Annotated in this window: 21 protein-coding genes and 1 pseudogene; 5 read left to right on the top strand and 17 right to left on the bottom strand. The window is 71.0% G+C overall.

What is annotated here, in order from left to right:
- Positions 1-2: 2 nt before the first annotated feature.
- From ACIOWN_RS23485 to ACIOWN_RS23460, 6 genes are all read right to left on the bottom strand, one after another.
- Positions 3-653: a UdgX family uracil-DNA binding protein gene (locus ACIOWN_RS23485; RefSeq protein WP_401983282.1), complete on the bottom strand. Its 651-nt coding sequence runs from the start codon at positions 651-653 to the stop codon at positions 3-5.
- A gap of 113 nt (positions 654-766) precedes the next feature.
- A complete protein-coding gene (gene mqnE, locus ACIOWN_RS23480) occupies positions 767-1,930 on the bottom strand; it encodes an aminofutalosine synthase MqnE (protein WP_362355854.1) in 1,164 nt (387 codons plus the stop codon).
- Between the two features lie 47 nt (positions 1,931-1,977).
- Positions 1,978-2,433: an Lrp/AsnC family transcriptional regulator gene (locus ACIOWN_RS23475; protein ID WP_362355898.1), complete on the bottom strand. Its 456-nt coding sequence runs from the start codon at positions 2,431-2,433 to the stop codon at positions 1,978-1,980.
- A gap of 101 nt (positions 2,434-2,534) precedes the next feature.
- A complete protein-coding gene (locus ACIOWN_RS23470; RefSeq protein WP_362355852.1) occupies positions 2,535-3,206 on the bottom strand; it encodes a flavoprotein in 672 nt (223 codons plus the stop codon).
- A 45-nt stretch (positions 3,207-3,251) separates the two neighbouring features.
- Entirely contained in the window at positions 3,252-4,154 is a 903-nt protein-coding gene (gene mqnP / locus ACIOWN_RS23465; RefSeq protein WP_100572410.1) for a menaquinone biosynthesis prenyltransferase MqnP, read from the bottom strand.
- Positions 4,155-4,233: 79 nt separating this feature from the next.
- Positions 4,234-5,691, bottom strand: a complete 1,458-nt coding sequence (locus ACIOWN_RS23460; RefSeq protein WP_401983281.1) for a menaquinone biosynthesis decarboxylase — start codon at positions 5,689-5,691, stop codon at positions 4,234-4,236.
- 86 nt (positions 5,692-5,777) lie between these two features.
- On the opposite strand from ACIOWN_RS23460, the gene ACIOWN_RS23455 reads away from it, so the two are divergent.
- Positions 5,778-6,170: a PLD nuclease N-terminal domain-containing protein gene (locus ACIOWN_RS23455; protein ID WP_362355848.1), complete on the top strand. Its 393-nt coding sequence runs from the start codon at positions 5,778-5,780 to the stop codon at positions 6,168-6,170.
- 33 nt (positions 6,171-6,203) lie between these two features.
- Here ACIOWN_RS23455 and ACIOWN_RS23450 read toward each other — a convergent pair whose 3' ends face one another.
- The 9 genes from ACIOWN_RS23450 to hemL form a co-directional block, all read right to left on the bottom strand.
- Positions 6,204-6,971 (bottom strand): CDP-alcohol phosphatidyltransferase family protein, encoded by a 768-nt coding sequence (locus tag ACIOWN_RS23450; protein WP_401983280.1) that lies wholly within the window; start codon positions 6,969-6,971, stop codon positions 6,204-6,206.
- 125 nt (positions 6,972-7,096) lie between these two features.
- On the bottom strand, positions 7,097-7,531 hold the full coding sequence (locus ACIOWN_RS23445; protein WP_362355845.1) for an SRPBCC domain-containing protein: 435 nt from the start codon (positions 7,529-7,531) through the stop codon (positions 7,097-7,099).
- 25 nt (positions 7,532-7,556) lie between these two features.
- Positions 7,557-8,660, bottom strand: a complete 1,104-nt coding sequence (gene ccsB / locus ACIOWN_RS23440; protein WP_362355843.1) for a c-type cytochrome biogenesis protein CcsB — start codon at positions 8,658-8,660, stop codon at positions 7,557-7,559.
- Complete coding sequence (locus ACIOWN_RS23435) at positions 8,657-10,447, bottom strand: cytochrome c biogenesis protein ResB (RefSeq protein WP_401983279.1); 1,791 nt, start codon at positions 10,445-10,447, stop codon at positions 8,657-8,659. Before ACIOWN_RS23435 ends, ccsB begins: the two co-directional genes overlap by 4 nt.
- A gap of 3 nt (positions 10,448-10,450) precedes the next feature.
- Positions 10,451-11,212, bottom strand: coding sequence for a cytochrome c biogenesis protein CcdA (locus ACIOWN_RS23430; RefSeq protein WP_362355839.1), 762 nt, complete (start codon positions 11,210-11,212; stop codon positions 10,451-10,453).
- 6 nt (positions 11,213-11,218) lie between these two features.
- Positions 11,219-11,884, bottom strand: coding sequence for a TlpA family protein disulfide reductase (locus ACIOWN_RS23425; protein ID WP_401983278.1), 666 nt, complete (start codon positions 11,882-11,884; stop codon positions 11,219-11,221).
- 66 nt (positions 11,885-11,950) lie between these two features.
- Positions 11,951-13,249, bottom strand: coding sequence for a hypothetical protein (locus ACIOWN_RS23420; protein ID WP_401983277.1), 1,299 nt, complete (start codon positions 13,247-13,249; stop codon positions 11,951-11,953).
- Between the two features lie 116 nt (positions 13,250-13,365).
- Entirely contained in the window at positions 13,366-14,067 is a 702-nt protein-coding gene (locus ACIOWN_RS23415) for a histidine phosphatase family protein (protein ID WP_362355833.1), read from the bottom strand.
- Entirely contained in the window at positions 14,064-15,380 is a 1,317-nt protein-coding gene (gene hemL, locus ACIOWN_RS23410) for a glutamate-1-semialdehyde 2,1-aminomutase (RefSeq protein ID WP_362355831.1), read from the bottom strand. The genes ACIOWN_RS23415 and hemL overlap by 4 nt, the downstream gene beginning before the upstream one ends.
- A gap of 339 nt (positions 15,381-15,719) precedes the next feature.
- Between hemL and ACIOWN_RS23405 the strand changes: the two genes are divergently transcribed.
- On the top strand, positions 15,720-16,358 hold the full coding sequence (locus tag ACIOWN_RS23405; protein ID WP_362355829.1) for a hypothetical protein: 639 nt from the start codon (positions 15,720-15,722) through the stop codon (positions 16,356-16,358).
- A gap of 70 nt (positions 16,359-16,428) precedes the next feature.
- Here ACIOWN_RS23405 and ACIOWN_RS23400 read toward each other — a convergent pair.
- A pseudogene (locus ACIOWN_RS23400) lies at positions 16,429-16,870 on the bottom strand (site-specific integrase); the annotation flags it as partial.
- On the opposite strand from ACIOWN_RS23400, the gene ACIOWN_RS23395 reads away from it, so the two are divergent.
- The gene (locus tag ACIOWN_RS23395) at positions 16,867-17,061 is read left to right on the top strand and encodes a hypothetical protein (RefSeq protein ID WP_401983327.1); all 195 of its coding nucleotides are present in this window, start codon (positions 16,867-16,869) and stop codon (positions 17,059-17,061) included. The pseudogene ACIOWN_RS23400 and the gene ACIOWN_RS23395 overlap by 4 nt on opposite strands.
- A gap of 519 nt (positions 17,062-17,580) precedes the next feature.
- Complete coding sequence (locus ACIOWN_RS23390) at positions 17,581-18,549, top strand: ferritin family protein (protein ID WP_362355827.1); 969 nt, start codon at positions 17,581-17,583, stop codon at positions 18,547-18,549.
- Positions 18,550-18,642: 93 nt separating this feature from the next.
- Here ACIOWN_RS23390 and ACIOWN_RS23385 read toward each other — a convergent pair whose 3' ends face one another.
- Positions 18,643-19,521, bottom strand: coding sequence for a universal stress protein (locus ACIOWN_RS23385; protein WP_362355825.1), 879 nt, complete (start codon positions 19,519-19,521; stop codon positions 18,643-18,645).
- Between the two features lie 354 nt (positions 19,522-19,875).
- Here ACIOWN_RS23385 and ACIOWN_RS23380 point away from each other — a divergent pair, with 354 nt between their 5' ends.
- Entirely contained in the window at positions 19,876-20,220 is a 345-nt protein-coding gene (locus ACIOWN_RS23380; RefSeq protein ID WP_362355823.1) for an SLBB domain-containing protein, read from the top strand.
- Positions 20,221-20,319 lie beyond the last annotated feature (99 nt).

Below are 20,319 nucleotides of genomic sequence, written 5' to 3'. Positions count from 1 at the left end.
CATTACACCAAGGTGCGCGCAGCCACTTTCAGATCGGAGAGCAGCCCCCGGTAGGCACCCTCCCGGTCGTCCGCGCGCAGCACGGACGAGGGGTGCACCGTCGGCACCAGCCGCTCCCGGCGCCCGTGGATCTCCTCCTCCAGCACCGTTCCGCGCACCTCGGTGACCCGGAACGAGGAGCCGAGCAGCGCCTTGCCGGCCGTCGCGCCCAGGACCACGATCAGCTCGGGCTCCACCAGCCTGAGTTCGGCCGCCAGCCAGGGCCCGCAGGCCACCGCCTCCCGCAGGCTCGGCGCCTTGTGGATACGGCGCTTGCCGGGCCCGGACCGGGCGAACTTGAAGTGCTTGACCGCGTTGGTGACATACGTCTCGCCCGGGTCGATGCCCGCCTCGGCCAGCGCCCGGTCGAGGAGCTTCCCGGCGGGCCCGACGAACGGCCGGCCCTGCCGGTCCTCCTGATCCCCCGGCTGCTCGCCGACGAGCATGACCCGGGCGCCGGTGTCCCCGGTGCCGAACACGGTCTGTGTGGCGTCCCGGTGCAGCGGGCAGCCCCGGCAGCCCGCGGCCGCCTCGCGCAGGGCGGCCAGGTCCGCGAGCTCGGGGACGAAGGGCGCGGCGGTGTAGGCGTCCTCGGGCGCCTTCGTGGTGGCCATGCCGGGCGGGTACCCGCCCGGCACGCGGCCTCACGGGGTGTGCCAGGGCCCGTCCTCCCGTCGTCGCCGGAAGGGCGGAGAGGAATGTGACGAAAGGCCCTGAGCGCGCGGGCTCACACCCGCATCGGCTGCGGCGACTCGCGGCGCGCCGGGTCCGGGCCGTCGTACTCCCGGATGATCTCGTAGCGCGTGTTGCGCTCCACCGGGCGGAAGCCGGCGTCGCGGATCAGGTCCAGCAAATCCTCGCGGGTCAGCTTGTTCGGGGTGCCGTAGTTGTCCGCGTCATGCGTGATCTTGTACTCGACGACGGAGCCGTCCATGTCGTCCGCGCCGTGCTGGAGCGCGAGCTGGGCGGTCTGCACGCCGTGCATCACCCAGAACACCTTGACGTGCGGGACGTTGTCGAAGAGCAGCCGCGAGACGGCGAAGGTCTTCAGCGCCTCCGCGCCCGTCGCCATGGTGGTACGGGCCTGGAGGCGGTTGCGGACCTTGCCGTCCTGCATGTCGACGAAGTCGTGCTGGTAGCGCAGCGGGATGAAGACCTGGAACCCGCCGGTCTCGTCCTGGAGTTCACGCAGCCGCAGCACGTGGTCCACGCGGTGGCGGGGCTCCTCGATGTGCCCGTAGAGCATGGTGCACGGGGTCTTGAGGCCCTTCTCGTGCGCCAGCCGGTGGATGCGCGACCAGTCCTCCCAGTGGGTGCGGTGGTCGACGATGTGCTGCCGGACCTCCCAGTCGAAGATCTCCGCGCCGCCGCCGGTGAGGGACTCGAGACCGGCGTCGATCAGCTCGTCGAGGATCTCGGAGGCGGACAGTCCGGAGATCGTCTCGAAGTGGTGGATCTCGGTGGCGGTGAACGCCTTCAGCGAAACGTCCGGCAGCGCGGCCTTCAGCTCGCGCAGGGAGCGCGGGTAGTAGCGCCACGGCAGGTTCGGGTGCAGGCCGTTGACGATGTGCAGCTCGGTCAGGTTCTCCGACTCCATCGCCTTGGCCAGCTTCACGGCCTCCTCGATGCGCATCGTGTACGCGTCCTTCTCGCCCGGCTTGCGCTGGAAGGAGCAGTACGCGCAGGACGCGGTGCACACATTGGTCATGTTGAGGTGCCGGTTGACGTTGAAGTGCACCACGTCGCCGTTCTTGCGGGTGCGCACCTCGTGGGCGAGGCCGCCGAGCCACGCGAGGTCGTCCGACTCGTACAGCGCGATGCCGTCCTCGCGGGTCAGGCGGACACCCGTCCTGACCTTCTCCTCCAGCTCGCGCTTGAGCCCGACGTCCATGCCCCTACCTCTTTCCTGAAGACTGCGACCACCGTACGCCCGGAGGATCAGACCTCCTCGGGCAGCTCACCCACCCGGTTCTCCCACTTCGTGGACAGCACGATGGTGGTACGGGTCCTGGAGACGCCCTTGGTTCCGGACAGCCGCCGGATGATGCTCTCCAGTCCGTCGACGTCCGAGGCGCGCACCTTGAGCATGAACGAGTCGTCGCCGGCGATGAACCAGCAGTCCTCGATCTCGGAGAGTTCCTTCACCCGCTGCGCCACGTCCTCGTGGTCGGCGGCGTCGGAGAGCGAGATGCCGATCAGGGCGGTGACGCCGAGACCGAGCGAGGCGGCGTCCACGGTGGCCCGGTAGCCGGTGATGACACCGGCCGCCTCCAGCCGGTTGATGCGGTCGGTGACGCTCGGTCCCGACAGGCCGACGAGGCGCCCCAGCTCCGCGTATGAGGCCCGGCCGTTCTCCCTCAGGGCCTGGATGAGCTGCCTGTCCACCGCGTCCATGCGATCGAAGCCTTCCACTGAAGAGATCCGACGAGAGATCTGAAGAAAGTTCCTGAAGTGCCGAGTGGTGCTGGTATTGCCTGGAGAGCGCCGCCCGGCGCTCACGCGGGCCGGGCGCCGCCCAGTTCGCCCTCCCAGCGACGGTAGAGACCGTGGGGTACGCCCACCGCGTCCAGGGCCCGGCCCGCGACGAAGTCCACGAGGTGCTGGATGTGGGTCGCCCCGGCGTAGAAGGCGGGCGAGGCGGGCAGGACGGTGGCGCCCGCGTCGTCCAGTGCCACCAGGTGCCGCAGCGTCCGGCCGTTCAGCGGGGTCTCCCGTACGGCGACGACCAGCGGCCTGCCCTCCTTGAGGGTCACGCTCGCCGCCCGTTGCAGCAGGTCCTTGGACAGCCCGAGGGCGACGCCCGCCACACAGGCCGTCGAGGCGGGCACGATCAGCATGCCCTGCGCCGGGTACGACCCCGAGGACGGTCCGGCCGCCAGGTCACCGGCGCTCCAGTGCCGTACTCCCGTGACGTCCACGTCGAAGGTGCCGGGCTTGCCGTCGGCGCCAAGGGACAGCCATTCGCGCAGGTCGTCCTGCCAATGGGCGTCCCGGAAGGAGATGCCGGTCTCGTCGAGCAGGGTGAGCCGCGAGGCCCGGCTGACCACCAGGTCGACGCTCTGTCCGGCGTCGAGCAGTGCACGCAGCACAGCGGCCGCGTACGGCGTGCCGGACGCTCCGGACACCCCCACGATCCAAGGTGCCCGCCGCGTTTCTCCTGGCTTCATGTGTCGAGCCTATCCGTCGGCGCTCATGATCCAAACCGCGAGGTATCAGACCGTGAGACCGCGCACCAGCAGGTCGAGCAGCGCGCACACGAAAAGGGCGATGCCGATGAACCCGTTGACGCTGAAGAACGCCCGGTTGAGGCGGGACAGGTCGTTCGGGCGCACGATCGTGTGCTCGTAGACGAAGGCGCCCGCGACGACGACCAGGCCCAGCCAGAAGAAGGCGCCGGCGCCGGTGGCGAGGGCGTACCAGACGAACAGCGCGGTGGTGACGAGATGGCAGGCCCGTGCCCCCCGGATGGCGGCGGGGACGCCGAAACGGGCCGGGACCGACTTCACGCCGACCTCACGGTCGGTCTCCACGTCCTGGCAGGCGTAGATGAGGTCGAAGCCGCCGATCCAGACGCCGACGGCCAGGCCCAGGATCACCGCGTCCCAGGACCAGCTGCCGGAGATCGCCAGCCAGCCGCCGATCGGGCCCATCGCCTGGGCCAGGCCCAGGATGGCCTGCGGGAAGTTCGTGAACCGCTTGCCGTAGGGGTAGACCACCATCGGGACCACCGCGACGGGGGCGAGGGCCAGGCAGAGCGGGTTGAGCAGGGCCGCGGCCGCGAGGAACACGACGAGCGCGACGAGCGCGCCCGTCCAGGCGTGCCGCACCGACATCGCGCCGGTCACCAGCTCGCGGTGCGCGGTGCGCGGGTTACGGGCGTCGATCTCCCGGTCGATGATCCGGTTGACGGCCATCGCGAACGTGCGCAGGCCCACCATCGCCACGGTGACGAGCAGCAGCCTGCCCCAGTGGATGGTCCTGTCCCACTCGTACATCGCGGTCAGGGAGGCGATGTAGGCGAAGGGCAGCGCGAAGATCGAGTGCTCGATCATGACCAGGCGCAGGAAGGCCTTGGTGCGTCCCGGCTGCGGGATCGCGGCGGACGCGGAGCTCACAGGCCGTACCCCGGTTCACCCCCGCGGCGGCGGGGAAACCCCGTCTCCGCGCTGCCGCACACCAACGTATAGGTGCCCATCAGAGTCCGTACTCCTTCCAGCGTCGCGTCACCCGTTCGGCTGTCTCCGGGTCCGAAAGGACCATCTCCGGCCACCCGCCGTCTCGCGTGTAGCCCTCCTCGGGCAGCTTCCGCGTCGCGTCGATGCCCGCCTTGCCGCCCCAGAACTGCTGGTAGGAGGCGTGGTCGAGGTGGTCGACGGGGCCTTCCACCACGGTGAGGTCGCGGGCGTAGTCCGTGTTGCCCAGGGCCCGCCAGGCGACCTCGTGCAGATCGTGCACGTCGCAGTCGGCGTCGACGACCACGATCAGCTTGGTCAGAGACATCATGTGTGCCCCCCAGATGGCGTGCATCACCTTCTGGGCGTGCTTGGGGTACTTCTTGTCGATCGAGACGATCGCGCAGTTGTGGAAGCCGCCCGCCTCGGGCAGGTGGTAGTCCACGATGTCCGGGACGATGATCTTCAGCAGGGGGAGGAAGAAGCGTTCGGTGGCACGGCCGAGCGGCCCGTCCTCCGTCGGGGGGCGGCCCACGACGATCGACTGGAGCAGGGGCCGCCTGCGCATCGTCACGCAGTCGATGGTCAGCGCCGGGAAGGGCTCCTGCGGGGTGTAGAAGCCGGTGTGGTCGCCGAAGGGCCCCTCGGGCAGCATCTCGCCGGGCTCCAGCCAGCCCTCCAGGACCACCTCGGCGTTCGCCGGGACCTGGAGCGGGACGGTCCTGCAGTCGACCATCTCGATCCGCCGGCCCGCGATGAACCCGGCGAACAGGTACTCGTCGATGTCGCCGGGGAGCGGCGCGGTCGAGGCGTACGTGACGGCCGGGGGGCAGCCGAAGGCGATCGCCACCGGAAGCCGCTCGCCGCGCCGGGCGGCGACCTGGTAGTGGTTGCGGCTGTCCTTGTGGATCTGCCAGTGCATGCCGATGGTGCGCTTGTCGTGGCGCTGGAGGCGGTAGAGCCCGAGGTTGCGGATGCCGCTCTCCGGGTCCTTGGTGTGGGTAAGTCCCAGGTTGAAGAAGGAGCCGCCGTCCTGGGGCCAGGTGAACAGGGCCGGCAGGGCGTCGAGGTCGACGTCGTCGCCGTGCAGGACGACCTCCTGCACGGGCGCGCTGTCGGACTTCACCTTCTTCGGCGGTACGTGCGTCATCGCGCCGAGCTTGCCGAACGCCTCACGCACGCCCACGAAGCCGTGCGGCAGCTCGGGCCGCAGCAGCCCGCCGATCTTTTCGGAGATCTCGCCGTACGACTTCAGGCCGAGGGCCTTCAGCAGCCGACGGTCGGTTCCGAAGACGTTCATGGCCAGGGGCATCGCGGAGCCGCGCACGTTCTCGAAGAGCAGTGCGGGGCCGCCCGACTTCTGCACCCGGTCGACGATCTCACCGACCTCCAGATACGGGTCGACCTCGGCCTTGATGCGCTTGAGGTCTCCCTCGCGCTCCAGCGCCCTGAGCAGGGAACGAAGATCGTCGTACGCCATGGGGTCCAGTATCCCCGAGCGGCTACCCTGGCCCCGTCACGGGGCCGGTTCAGGGCCCCTCCACCGCTTTCAGGGGGCTTCTCGACATGCTCAGGGTGCTGCTGTACTACGTCGTGCCGCTGGCACTGACGATCTTCGCGTTCATCGACTGCCTGAACACGCCCGAGGACGAGGCGAAGCACCTTCCCAAGGTCGCCTGGGTCTTCATCATCCTGCTCTTCCCGATCGTCGGCTCGATCGCCTGGCTCGCCGCGGGCAAGGACCGGCGCCCTCCGGCGAACGGCCGCACGCCCTCCGAGTGGCACCGCAACCAGCGGCTCGAGTACGTCGCCCCGGACGACAACCCCGCGTTCCTGCAGTCCCTCGCCGAGGAGAACAAGAAGGACGAGGACCTGCTGAAGAACTGGGAGGCCGACCTCCGCCGCCGCGAGGAGGAACTGCGCCGCAAGGAGAACGGCGAGGAGCCCAGGAGCAGCTGAGCGGCGGCCGGCGACCCCGGCGGCGGGTCGGACCTAGCGCAGCCGGGACGAGGACAGGATCGACAGCAGGTGGGCCGGGACCATCACCCAGGTGATGGCGGCCAGCGCGAGGAGCGCCCAGCGGGTGACGTCGGCTCCGCCGGTGACGGTGTCGCCGATGGCCGCGGCCAGCAGGAGCAGGGACGCCTCGATGCCGTTGGTCACCCGGTGGATCTTGAACGCGGCGGCCAGCCGGCGCACCGTGGCCACGCCCTGCGAGCGCGGCCGGGTCGACTCGTCGTCGGCGACGGCCAGCCCGCGCCGGGCCCGCGCCACGTCGACCAGGTCGGTGGACGCCTTCAGCAGGACCACGCCGAGTGCGGTCGCCAGACCCAGCGACACCCAGCCGCCGAAGCCGGACCGGGCCGCGTGGAACCCGGCGCCCACCATCAGGGCGGCGTCCGCGAGATAGGCGCCGAGCCGGTCGACGTAGATGCCGGACGCGCTGTTCTGGCCCTTCCAGCGGGCGACCTCCCCGTCCACGCAGTCGAAGAGGAGGAACAGCTGCATCAGCACGACGGCCAGGACGGCCCCGGTCAGGCCCGGGATCAGCAGCGCGGCGCCGGAGGCGATCCCGCACACCACCATGGTCCAGGTCAGCTGGTCGGGGGTCACCGGGGTGCGCACCAGTTGCCGGGTGAACCCCAGCGAGACCCTCCGCATGTACAGGCGGCCCGCCCAGTGCTCGCCGTTGCGGCTCGCCAGTTTCGCCTGCGGCTGGCAGACCTCCCGCAGCTCCTCCAGGACCGGAGCAGCACCCATGACCGTTTCCTCCCACCCACCGGGCCCGACTGCCGCGCGTGCGGCGATGATCGGGTCAGGGTACAGAGTGGGGCGTGCGCGGTTTCGGGGGCGGGCACAGGCCGTCGCCGCGTGGATGCGGGACTTCACCGGGGAGCGTCCTGATCCGTGGAACGAGGTCCTCGGCCCGCAACCACCTCGATCAGGCATTCGAAGCGGGTCCGCCAGCGCGGCTCCGACTCCGTCTCCCCCAGGAACTCGTGGGTGAGGCGGAGCACGGAGCCGTCCGCGCCGTCGCGCTCCAGGTGGAAGCGGATGCGGCCGCCGCCCTCCAGGGTGTACTCGGCGACCCGGTCCACGTCCCACGCGGTGATCCGCCCGCTGCCCAGGCCGCGCAGACCGACCGCGCCGCCGAGCCGGGGTTCCAGCTCGTCGGCGTCGGTGAACCAGCGCGCGAGCCCCTCCGGTGTGGTCAGCTCCGGCCAGACCCGCTCCATGGGCACCGGCAGCCGCACCAGGAAGGTGAGCAGGTGGGTGTTCCCGTGGATCTGGCTGATGCCCTGCTCGATGGAACCGGTCATGACACCAGTGTCACCGAGGAGCCGGTCAGACGCCCGAGTACGAGTGCTTGCCGCTGACGAAGATGTTCACGCCGTAGTAGTTGAACAGCCAGCAGCCGAACGCGATCAGCGCGATGTAGGCGGCCTTGCGGCCCTTCCAGCCGGCCGTGGAGCGGGCGTGCAGGTAGCAGGCGTAGGCGACCCAGGTGATGAAGGACCAGGTCTCCTTGGGGTCCCAGCCCCAGTAGCGGCCCCAGGCGGACGCGGCCCAGATGGCGCCCGCGACGATCGTGAACGTCCACAGCGGGAAGACAGCGGCGTTGATGCGGTAGGAGAACTTGTCCAGGGACGCCGAGGCCGGCAGCCGCTCCAGTACGGAGGTCGCGAAACGGCCGGGCTTCCCGCCGGAGGCGAGCTTGCTCTCGTAGGAGTCCTTGAACAGGTACAGCAGGGTGCCGACCGCGCCGACGTAGAAGACCGCGCCGCAGAAGATCGCGGTGGAGACGTGGATGTACAGCCAGTACGAGTGGAGGGCGGGGACCAGCTGGTCGCTCGCCGTGTAGAGCACGGTGACCGCGAGGCCGAGGTCGAGCAGGACGGTGGTGGTCAGGAACAGGCCGAGCCAGCGCACGTTCCTCTTCAGCGCGAGCAGCAGCAGGTAGACGCCGACCGCGACCGTGGAGAAGGTGATGTTGAACTCGTACATGTTGCCCCACGGCGCCCGCTGCACGGAGGCCGCGCGGGCGACGACGCCACCGAGCGCGAGGAGGAAGCCGAGGACGCTGAGGGACACCGCGATACGGCCGTACAGGTCGCCCTTCTCGTCGCCGCCGTGCGCGCCGGGCCCGTCGGGCACGTCACGGGCGCCGGCGGCGGACCGTACGACCACCTTGGGGCGCTCCAGCACGGCGGTGCCCCCGGCGGACTTCACCGTCACGGCCGGCCCCTGCGCCTTGGCCGCGCCGTCCTTGGCGGTCAGCGCGGCGGCCGTGCGGGCCACCTTGCTGCGGCTGCCGAAGAGCCATTCGGTGATGTACGCGAAGAAGGCCAGGGTGTAGACGGCCATCGCGGAGTAGATCAGCGTGTTGCTGATGTTGGCCAGGTTCTCGTTGGTCGCCGTGGCGAGCTCTGTTGCGGCGGCGAGAGTCACTTCTCCTCAGCCCCTTCGGCGGGTACGGGGGCGCCGGCGTCCGGCTCCCGGTCGGGGTCGGCGTCGGCCTGTGCGGGCGCCTTGTCGTGGACGAGGGCGGCCAGGTCGCCGAGCTCCTCGGGGAGTTTCGCGGACTCGCTGCGGCCCAGGCCCGCCATCTCGACGACGGTCGCGCCGTCGGCGCCCCGCACGGCACGCACCCAGACGCGGCGCCGCTGGATGAACAGGGAGCCGGCCAGTCCGGCGATGGCGGCCAGCGCGCCGGTGAGCGCCCAGCCGGTGCCGGGCTCCTGCACGACCTGGAAGCCGGCCCACTCCTTGATGTCCTTGTCGAAGGTGATGGAGCCGGCGCCGTTCGGCAGCGTCATGGTCTCGCCGGGCAGCAGCCGGGCGGCGACGATCCTGCCCTTGGCGTCCTTGAACTGCTTGAGGTTCGGGTTCTTGGTGTCGAGCTGGTAGACGTTCTGCGGCACGCCCGCGTTGACGCCCAGGTCGCCGTGGAAGCCGGTCAGCGCGAGGACGGGGAAGTCCAGCGCCGGGAACTGGGAGAACATCGTGCCCTTGCCGGCCCCGGCGAAGGTCGGCACGAAGAACGCGGAGAAGCCGAGCTGCTCGGACTTGCCCGCGGGGTTCCTGTAGCCGTCGAACACCTTGATCGCGCCCTGCGAGGTGACGTTGGAGTCGACCGGCAGCAGCGGCACGGCCTGGTGGTAGACCACGTCGCCCTTGCCGTCCCGGACGGTGACGGTGGGGGCGTAGCCGTGGCTGACGAGGTAGACCCGGGCGTCGTCGACGGTCAGCGGGTGGTTGGGCGAGATGCTCGCCTTCTGCTCCTTGCCGTGGGCGCCCAGGCTGTAGGTGATGTCCGCCCGGTACACGCGCGGCGTGCCCTTCTGCGGGCCGGTGCGCTCGTAGGTGCCGGTGAACTTCTTCAGGTTGAAGCTGAAGGGCACCAGGTCGTCGTCGTTGAAGAGGTTGCCGGACTTGAAGTCGTCGTACTGGGTGAGGGTGTTGGAGAAGCCGTCGCCCTCGACGATCAGCTTGTTGCCCTCGGTCTTGTACAACTGGCCCCAGGCGAAGGCGATCAGCATCACGATCAGCGCGACGTGGAAGACGAGGTTGCCGGCCTCGCGCAGGTAGCCCTTCTCGGCGGCGACGGCGTCATCGGCGAGGTGGGCGCGGAAGCGGCGCTGCTTGAGGATCCTCAGCGCGCTCTCGCGGACCTCCTCGGGGGAGGCGGAGGTGCGCCAGGTGGTGTACGCGGGCAGCCGGGTCAGCCGCTTGGGGGCGCCCGGCGGCCGGCCGCGCAGCTGGCCGACGAACTGCCAGGTGCGCGGCACGATGCAGCCGATGAGGGAGACGAACAGCAGGATGTAGATCGCGGAGAACCACACCGAGCTGTAGACGTGGAACAGGCCGAGCTTGTCGTAGAGGGGCGCGAGCGTCGTGTGCGCCTTCCTGAAGGCGTCGACCTTCAGCGCGTCGGTGCCGCTCTGCGGGATCAGCGAACCGGGGACGGCGCCGAGGGAGAGCAGGAACAGCAGCATCAGCGCGACGCGCATGGAGGTCAGCTGCCGCCAGAACCAGCGGACCCAGCCGAGGACCTCACGCCCGGTCCAGGTGAGCCGGCCGGCCAGTCCGGGCGCCCGGTTGCCGCCGAAGGAGCCGGGGGCGGCCGTCTCGGCGGGGGCGGTGGACAGCTGGGAGCCGGCGGCTCCGAGGTCCTCGTCGCCGGGTGGCACCGCCGGGGTCTCGTCGGCCGTCGTACTGGTTGGCGTCTTGCTCATGGATCAGATCCCCACAGTGAAGCCGGTGGACCACGTCTGCATCTCCTGCACCAGCCGGTCCCAGGCGCCGGTGAGCAGCAGCACGCCGGTCACGATCATCATCGTGCCGCCGACGCGCATCACCCAGACATAGTGGCGCTTGACCCAGCCGAAGGCTCCCAGCGCCTTGCGGAAGGCGATCGCGGTGAGCACGAACGGGATGCCGAGGCCGGCGCAGTAGGCGACGGTCAGCAGAGCGCCGCGCCCGGCGCTGGCCTGGGCGGAGGAGAGCGCCACCACGGAGGCGAGGGTCGGGCCGATGCACGGGGTCCAGCCGACTCCGAACAGGGCCCCGAGGAGGGGCGCGCCCACCAGGCCCGTGGTGGGACGCGTGTGGAAGCGGAACTCACGCTGGGTCAGCCAGGGCATCAGGCCCATGAAGAAGACGCCCATGAGGATCATGAGCACGCCCAGCACCTTCGACAGGATGCCCTTGTACTCCTGGAGGGTCTGCCCGAAGAAGCCGAACAGCGCCCCGCCGGAGACGAAGACCACGGTGAAGCCGAGGACGAAGAGGGCGGCACCGGCGGCCATCCGTCCGCGCCGGGCCTCGGCCAGGTCGGTTCCGGTGACACCTGTCACATACGACAGATAGCCGGGGACGAGCGGCAGGACGCACGGGGAGAAGAAGGAGACGAGCCCGCCGAGTACGGCGATCGGCAGCGCGAGCAGCAGGGCTCCGCTGGACACCGTCTGATTGGGATCAGTGACTGCGGCCAGTAGCACGACGGCTCACTTCTCCGCGACGACCGGGTCGAGCATCTTGCGCAGCTTGTTCTCGCTGAGCGCCTGGAGGGCGCGCGCGGCGATCTTCCCGTCCCGGTCGACGATGATCGTGGTGGGGATCATCTGCGGGTTCAGGGTGCCCTTCTTGAAGCGGAGCATGAGCTTGCCGGCCGGGTCGTACAGGCTCGGGTACGGCACGTCGAACTGCTTCTCGAACGCGAGGGCCGGCTGGGTGCTGGTGTCGCGCGTGTTGATGCCGACGAACCGCACGTCCTTGCCGGCGGTGTCCTTGGCCACCTTCACCAGGTTGGGCGCCTCGGCCCGGCACGGCGAGCACCAGGAGCCCCAGACGTTCAGGACGACGACCTTGCCCTTGTACGCGGCCATGTCGAGCTGCTTGCCCTCGAGAGTCCTGCCGGACAGGTCGGGGGCGGGCTTGCGGTCGGCCTTCGGCACGGTCGCGATGCCGTCGGCGCCGGTGATGAAGTTGGTGTTGCCCGAGCCGCCGGAGGTGCCGCCGGAGCCGCAGGCGGACAGGGTGAGTGCCAGCGCGGCGCTCCCGGCGGCGAGCAGGGCGGCGCGGCCACGGACGCGGCTCGGACGCGTGCGGTGCGGACGGGGTGCGCGGTTCGCCCGGTTCGAGCACTGGGGGGCACGACTGACGGCACTCATGTGAAAAGTTTCGCATGCCCCTTCCGGGGATCTTGCGCACCCCCCTCACGGCCGGAAAACCGCATTTCAGGCGGGGTTCGAGGGGTCCCCCGCGCTGGGCGTGCCGGCGCCGGGGGCGTCCCCGAGGAACTCCTTCCAGCCGCCCGTCGGCCGCTGCCCGACGTCGAGGGTGCGCAGCTTGGCGAGCACCTCCGGCTTCTGCACGTCCATCCAGTCGACGAACTGCCGGAAGGAGACCATGCGCACGTCGGCGCCCTTCTCCTTCTCCCGCGCGATGTGCCGGAAGGCCTCCTCGACGGAGTCCATGTAGATGCCGCCGTTCCACTGTTCGAAGTGGTTGCCTATGAAGTACGGCGCCCGGTTTGTCTCATATGCCCGCTTGAAGCCCTGGATGTAGGCCTGTGCGGACTGCTTGCGCCAGCCCGGGTAGTTGTGGGCGGGCGCGTTGGTGGAGTTGACGGACTGGTTGGCCAGCATGTTGTAGTCCATCGAGAGGACCTCGAACCGGCGGCCGGGGAAGGGTATCTGCTGCAACGGCAGGTCCCAGATGCCCAGCCGCTTGTCCGGCCACGTCTGGCGGCCGCCGGGCGAGGAGGCGTCGTAGCGCCAGCCGAGTTCGCGCGCGGTGGGCAGCAGTTGGTTCTGCCCGAGCAGGCAGGGGGTGCGGCCGCCGACGAGTTCCTTGTCGTAGTCGAAGGGCAGGGCCGGCAGATCGCTCCAGCCGGTGTTGGTCCGCCACTCCTTGACGAAGGACTTGGCCTGGTCGATCTCGCTGCGCCACTGCTTGGGCGTCCAGTTCGCGACCGTGCCGTGGCCGGAGCAGAAGTGGCCGTTGAAGTGGGTGCCGATCTCGTGGCCTTCGAGCCAGGCGCGGTGGACGTTGGTGAGCGTGGCCTTGACGTGGTCGTCGGTCAGGTAGCCGATGTCGGAGGCACCGCGCGGGTTGTTCGGCGGGTCGTACAGGCGCTTCTTCGACTCGGGCAGCAGGTAGAGCCCGGAGAGGAAGAAGGTCATGTGCGCCTCGTGCTCCTTGGCCAGGTCGAGGAAGCGCGGGAAGAGGCCGTTGCCGACCTCGCCTGCCCCGTCCCAGGAGAAGACGACGAACTGCGGCGGGGTCTCGCCCGGCTCCAGCGGGACCGGCGCGGCCGGCTGGAGCGGCTGCTTGCCGGCGAACGAGGTCGAGCCGTCGCCGATGGGGCGCGCGGGAGGTGTGGTGGGCGCACTCGGGGTGGGCGTGCTCGCGCTGGGGGACCCCGTGGCGCGTCCGGGGTGCGGGGACTTGACGGAGCCGCAGCCCGCCAGCCCGGCGGCGGCCGCGGCGCCCGCGCCGAGGCCGAGTATTCCCCTTCGGGAGAAGGTGCGCATGAAAGATCCCCGATTCGTCACTGCCGCCGATGGTCACTCACTCAGAGGCAGTGACGAACGCAGGGGTTCCGCGAACCAATATGAAATTCACAACAAAGGCACAGGCAGGGGCGTCCTTACGCGCCGAACGCCTTGCCCTGCCCCTTCACCGGCTTGGCGCCCGCGAGGAGATGGGCCGGCACCAGATCGCGGGCCGGCTCGGTGTAGCCGACGGAGACGATCCGGTCGCCCCGGTAGGTGAACGTCGTCAGCGAGGCGAGCGTGCACTGCCGCTTGCGCGGGTCGTGCCACAGCCGCCTCCGCTCGACGTAGGAGCGCACGATCCAGATCGGCAGCTGGTGGCTGACGAGCACCGCCTCGTGCCCGCGCGCCTTGTCCTTCGCCGCGTTCAGCGCGCCCATCATGCGCACCACCTGGTCGATGTACGGCTCGCCCCAGGACGGCTTGAACGGGTTGACCACGTGCTTCCAGTTGCCGGGCCGGCGCAGCGCGCCGTCGCCCATGCCGAAGGTCTTGCCCTGGAAGACGTTGTCCGCCTCGATCAGCCGCTCGTCGGTGGCCAGGTCGAGTCCGTGCGCCTTCGCTATCGGCGTCGCCGTCTCCTGCGCCCGCTCCAGCGGGGACGCGACGGCGTAGGTGATGTCGCGGGGAGCGAGGTGCTCGGCGACCCGCTCGGCCATCTTCAGGCCGAGCTCGGACAGGTGGTAGCCGGGCAGCCGCCCGTACAGGATCCCGTCCGGGTTCTCGACCTCGCCGTGCCGCATCAGATGGACGACGGTGATGTCGTCCTGGCCGTTCTTCTCGGGGGTCTCGCTCATGCCGTCGCCTCCGCCGCCGCACGGGCCGCCGCCGGAAGGGCGTCGGCGATCCGCTGGAGGGCCGTCTCGTCGTGCGCGGTGGAGACGAACCACGACTCGAAGGACGACGGCGGCAGGTACACGCCGTTCGCCAGCATCGCGTGGAAGAACGCGGTGAAGCGGTACGACTCCTGCGCCTTGGCGTCCTCGTAGTCGCGCACCGGGCGGTCCGTGAAGAACACGGAGAACATGTTGGAGGCGTTCTGCAGGGTGTGCGCCACGCCCTCCTTGGTCAGCGCCTCGGAGACCATGGCCTGGATCTGCCGCGAGACGGAGTCGACCGTGCTGTACGCGGCGTCGTCGAGCAGGCGGAGCTGGGCGAGGCCGGCGGCCGTGGCGACGGGGTTCCCGGAGAGGGTGCCGGCCTGGTAGACGGGCCCGGCGGGGGCGAGATGCGCCATGACGTCGGCGCGCCCGCCGAACGCGGCGGCCGGGAACCCGCCGCCCATCACCTTTCCGAAGGTCATCAGGTCGGGCTCGACCCCGTCGACGCCGTACCACCCGGCCCGGCTGGTGCGGAAGCCCGTCATGACCTCGTCGGAGATGTACAGGGCGCCGTTCTCGCCGCAGAGGTCCTTGAGTCCCTGGTTGAACCCGGGCAGCGGCGGCACCACGCCCATGTTGCCCGGCGAGGCCTCGGTGATCACACAGGCGATCTCGCCGGGGTGGGCGGCGAAGGCGGCGCGCACCGCGTCGAGGTCGTTGTACGGCAGCACGATCGTGTCGCCGGCCTGCGCGCCGGTGACGCCGGGGGTGTCGGGCAGGGCGAAGGTGGCGAGACCCGAGCCGGCCGCGGCGAGGAGGGAGTCGACGTGCCCGTGGTAGCACCCGGCGAACTTGACCACCTTGGACCGCCGGGTGAACCCGCGGGCGAGCCGGATCGCGGACATGGTGGCCTCGGTGCCGCTGGAGACCAGCCGCACCCGCTCCAGCGGGCCGACCCGGTTCACCATCTCCTCGGCGAGCGCGACCTCGCCCTCACCGGGTGTCCCGAAGGAGGTGCCGTGCGCGACCGCCTCCTGCACGGCGGCGATCACCTCGGGGTGCGCGTGCCCGAGGATCATCGGACCCCAGGAGCACACGAGGTCGACGTACTCCCGGCCGTCGGCGTCCTTCAGGTACGGACCGCTGCCGGAGACCATGAACCGGGGCGTGCCGCCCACGGCGCGGAAGGCGCGCACCGGCGAGTTCACACCGCCGGGCGTGACGGCCGCCGCACGGTCGAACAGCGCCTGCGAGACAGGGGCTTCGTAGGGATAGGGCAGTTCGCTCATGACCTGCGACTTCTCCGACTTCTCGGGGGTTCTCCGGAATACGGTGGGCTGTGACCTGTTCAGGGTAGGCCAGCGACGGCGGCGGACCGGGGGCGGAGCGGCCGGCCCGGCCGGATCCAGGTACGACGAGCGGTGGATTCGCGGATTCCCGGCGGCCCATCTGCGAAACTGGGCTCCGCGTACGTATGAACAAGCGAAGGGTCGTGTCGGGGCCGCCAAGATCCCGCGGGCAGATGTTTCGGCGCACGTTTCGGCGAGCGGCCGCGGGGGAGGTCACTGACACGATGATCGGGTTGCGCGGCGGGGGCGACGCGTCCTAGAAAGCGGTCGGGTGGAGATATGCATCGCGGTGGCGGACTGGGCGAGGGGACTGACGGCCTGGGTCCTCGACGTGCCCGGCGGGGAAGGCACCGACGCGACGCTGAGGAAGCGAGCGAAGCAGGCCAGGCACGGGATGTACCGGGTGAGTCCGAGCGGAGCGACCGGCGGGGCGACCGCCGGGCCGAGCTGCTGGGGGCAGGGAGCGGGAATGGTGGTCGGGTGGGGGTGACGTACAAGTATTTCGGCGCGCCCGACGGCGCGACGGCGGCCCGCGTCCCGATCTCGATGCGCCCCGAGGAACTCGGTGGCGACGAACTCGGCATGGGCGGCATGTTCACCAAGATCAAGCCGGAGACGATGGCCGCCATGGTGCTGACCGGCATCGAGGGCGTGCCGCTGCACAAGGTGCCGCCGCTCGAGCTGGTCGTCCTGCACCCCGACTACGCGGTCGTGAAACTCCCGACGACCGCGGTGGACCCCCTGCGCGACATCGGCGAGGAAGCGGTCGGCGCGGCCGCCTTCATCTGGTCCACGGTCCCGGACCGCGGCGGCCCCCGCGACGCCTTCAACGTGTACCAGCTACTGCACGAGTGGCAGGACTTCTCGCACCGGCTGCATGAGGCGGGGCACCAGCCGTACTGCCTGGTGTGGCCCTGACCTGGGGTTTTATGCGGTTCGGGCGGGGCTTTCGGGTCCCGCCCTCGTCATGTGCCGGCGGGGGCCGTGAGGCGGCCAGGGCACATCGAGGGCACATCGGTTTCGGCGGGGGCACTGATGTGCCCTGGGTGACGGGCGCGTCCGGCGTCCGGCCGTCGTCTTCCTCTTCCGCCTCGACCTCGGCCTCGGCTTCGGCTTCGGCTTCGGTGAAGGCGTCGTCGATCGCCTTGCGGGTGCGGGTCTCGCTGGACGGCAGCAGGTGCGTGTACGTCCGCAGCGCGAAGCCCGGGTCCGAGTGACCGAGGTACTCCGAGAACGCCTTGATGCTCTCCCCCCGCATGGCAGGCCCGACGTTTCTCGTCGACGAAGAGCAGGCGGAAGATCTTCGGCTCACCGTCGGGCTTGGCCCAGGGCAGCGTGACCTCCACCGGTGAGAACTCCTTCATGTGGGCCTTGAGGGCGGCGGCAAGCTGACCGGGCAGAGGGACTGACCGGTGGAACGATTCCCGTGGACGGCGGCAACACCGCCAGGAAGGCGGCCACGCCTCCCGCCGTGCACAGCGCGCCCACCGCCTCCCTGCGGGTGAGTCGCTTCCTGCGGCGCCAGGCGACCATGGGCAGTGCGAAGACGAGGTCCAGCGCGGCCAGCGGCAGCACGAGCACGAGCGAACCGAACGCCAGGGCGACGCCCTGGATGACGTAGGAGAGGACCGACATCGCGGCCCCGCCGGCCACAGCGGTCTGCGCATCAGGTCCAGGAACAGGCGCGGGCGCAGGGACGCGCTCTCGGGCCCCGAGGCCGCGGCGGCCTGCTGCATGACGGCTGCGACGGCGAAGCAGCAGGCGGCTGCCAGTGCCGCAACCACCGCCACGACAGTCGCCATGAACCCGGCATGCCGCCTCGCACCGCCCCGGCACGCGCACGCCACCAGCGCGGCAGAAGAACCGGGGCGCCCGGCTCGTCACCCGAACGGCCGACGCGCAGGGCCTCGGTGACGGCACCGCGACGGAGGCCGTCGGCGGAAATCCGGTGCGGAGGGGCTTCTCCCGGGGCCCTCCGGAGCGGAGCGATAGCACGCGTGCGGGACATGCCGCACGCCGAATCCCAGCCACGTTCCGTCAGTCACCCGAAGGGGCTACTCCAAGGGAGCAACGGAGCACAGGTGCGGGTCGTATGGGGGCGGGGCGCCGTCACCCAAGAGGCCCCCAAAAGGAGGACATCGTGTTCCGCCATTCGACACGTACGTTCGTAGTGGGTCTGTGCGCGCTGGCCGCGGCGGCGCCGGCGGCGCCGGCCCTGGCCGGGGGTGATCCGGCCGGGGCGTCCTCAGCACCGCACGCCGCCGCCCGGGCTCTCCACGCGCAGACTCTCGCCGACCTGAACGCCGCCATGCGTGGCGAGGCGTACGCCTACGCCGCCTACAGTCTCTTCGCCGCCGAGGCCGACCGCCAGGGCCTCCCGGCCGTCGGCCGGCTCCTCCGCTCCACGGCGCGGACCGAGCTGAACGAGCACCTGCGCGAGGCGGCCACCCTCGCCGGCCTGGTCGGCGGCAACGCGGCCAACCTGCGCCAGGCCATCAACGGCGAGACCTACGAGCACCAGGTCATGTACCGCCGCTTCGCCGAGCAGGCCCGCGCGGACGGGGACCTGGAGGCCGCGAAGCTGTTCAGCGAGATCGCCGCGGACGAGGGACGCCACCGCGACGCCTTCAGCACAGCCCTCACCGCCGTGACCACCGGCCGCGGCACCATCCCGGCACCGCCGAAGGCCGATACGGTGCCGGTGCCCGCCCGGCTGCCGAAGGTGAAGGCCGCCCGCACCAAGGCCAACCTGGACACGGCCCTGCACGGCGAGGCCCTCGCCCACGCCAAGTACATGCTCTTCGCCGCCCACGCCCGGCAGACCGGCAACGCCGCGCTGGCCCGCCTGTTCGAGGGCACGGCCAAGGTCGAGCAGCAGGAGCACCTCGCCGGCGAGGCGGTGCTGGCCGGTCTGGTGCGCAGCACCAGGGACGACCTGCGCAAGGCCATCACCGGTGAGCACAACGAGGCGACCGCCCTGTACCCGGGGTTCGCCAGTCGGGCCACCGCCGTCGGCGACACCGCCGCCGCCCGCTACTTCCGCGACACCGCCGCAGACGAGGCCAAGCACGCCGCCGCCTTCCAGAAGGCACTCGACCAGCTGCGCTGACCACCCCGCACCCGCCCACCCGCCCCGCGCCGGGCAGGCCGCCCGTGCAGCATGACCGGCCGGGCGAACCGCGAACCGCCCGGCCGGTCCGGGTCACTCCTTGCCGCGGACCACGGTGACGGGGCAGTGCGCGTGGTGCAGCAAAGCCTGGCTGACGGAGCCGAGCAGGAGGCCCGTGAAGCCTCCGCGGCCGCGGGCACCGGTCACCAGCAGCTGTGCCTCCTGGCTGGCCTCGATCAGGGCCGGGCGGATCCGGGAACGCACCAGGCGCCGCTCCACGGTGACCTCGGGATGGCGCGCCTGCCAGGAAGCCACCGTCTCGTCCAGCAGCCGCTGCTCCTCCTCCTGGAGCCGTTCGACGTCGGCCACCATGTTCAGAGGATCACCGGGACCCTCGTAGGCGTGCTCGCTCCAGGTGTTCCACACGTGGAGCGCCACCAGGTCGGCGCCGCGCAGCGACGCCTCGGCGAAGGCGAACTCGACGGCTGCCTCGCCCGCAGGCGAGCCGTCCACCGTGAGCAGTACGGGACCGGCCGGGTCCGGCCTGCCGCGCACCACCAGCACCGGGCAGTGGCCGTGGGCGGCGAGGTGCACGGCGGTGGACCCCAGCAGCAGGCTGCCGAACCCGCCCAGCCCACGGCTGCCCACCACGACCAGCGAGGCGGTGCGCGACTCGATCTCCAGCACCATCAGCGGCTCGCCGACGGCGACCTCGCGCGTGATCTCCACGTCCGGTGCGGCGTCACGCGCCCGCCGCTCGGCCTCGGCCAGGGTGCCGTCCACCAGCTCGCGCAGCCCCGCCGTGTTCGGGTTCCACGGGTGCATACCGGGCGGGACGTGCAGCGACGGCCATCCGAAGGCGTGCACCAGCCGCAGCCCGGCCCCGCGCAGCGCGGCCTCGCGCGCCGCGGTCTCCACCGCCTCCAGACTCGAGGACGAGCCGTCCACTCCCACGACCACCGGATTCACCATGAAACACCCTTCCCTCGCACACCGTGACTGCCGCACGGCCGGCCGGCCACCGGCCCGCAACCGCGTCCTTGAGTCCCTCCAGCCTCCCCCACCATGCGGCGCGGCGCATCGGGCCGAACGGCCCCTGCCCGTCCCCCCGGGCGACGACGCATTGGTCGTGGAGGACGACCGCGGCATCGCGGAATCCCTGGTGCGCGGTCTGCGGCAGGCCGGATACACGGTCGAGGGCGTCCGCACGCCTACGTCTCCAGTGAGTCGACCTCACTGGTCCGCTGGCTCAACGGGGGCCCGGCCCGCCCGCAGGGCAGCCCACCGCGCACCCGCGAACGCGGCGTCGCCCGGCGCCCCACGCTCGTGAACAATGCCGAGACCCTCGCCCACCTCGCCCTCATCGCCCGCTACGGGCCCGACTGGTTCCGGCAGGCGGGGACCCCTGACGAGCCCGGCACCACCCTCGTCACCGTCTCCGGCGCCGTCGCCGCTCCGGGTGTCCTGGAGGCCGCGCTCGGCACGCCGCTCACCACGGTCCTCGACCGGGCCGGCGGGCCCACGGAACCCCCGACCGTGCCGTGCCCGACCACCTGCGCGTCCACGCCCGCCAAGCCGTTGCCGCCTGCCCCCGCCTGGCCCTCCACACCGACCGGGGCCGACCAGGCCGACCATGACCAGCACGCGCACGCACCGTCCGTCCGGCCCTGAAGCAGGGCCGGCCGTCCCCTGCCACACCCACCCGGTGATGCGATGCGATGGATGGGGACCGGCCCCACGATCGCCGCGCCGGACGCACCGAGGTACGCC

Source organism: Streptomyces sp. NPDC087787, from assembly GCF_044743035.1.
Lineage (GTDB): Bacteria > Actinomycetota > Actinomycetes > Streptomycetales > Streptomycetaceae > Streptomyces.
The sequence above is the reverse complement of the archived record's forward strand: the minus strand, read 5'-3'. Positions and strand labels throughout refer to the sequence as shown.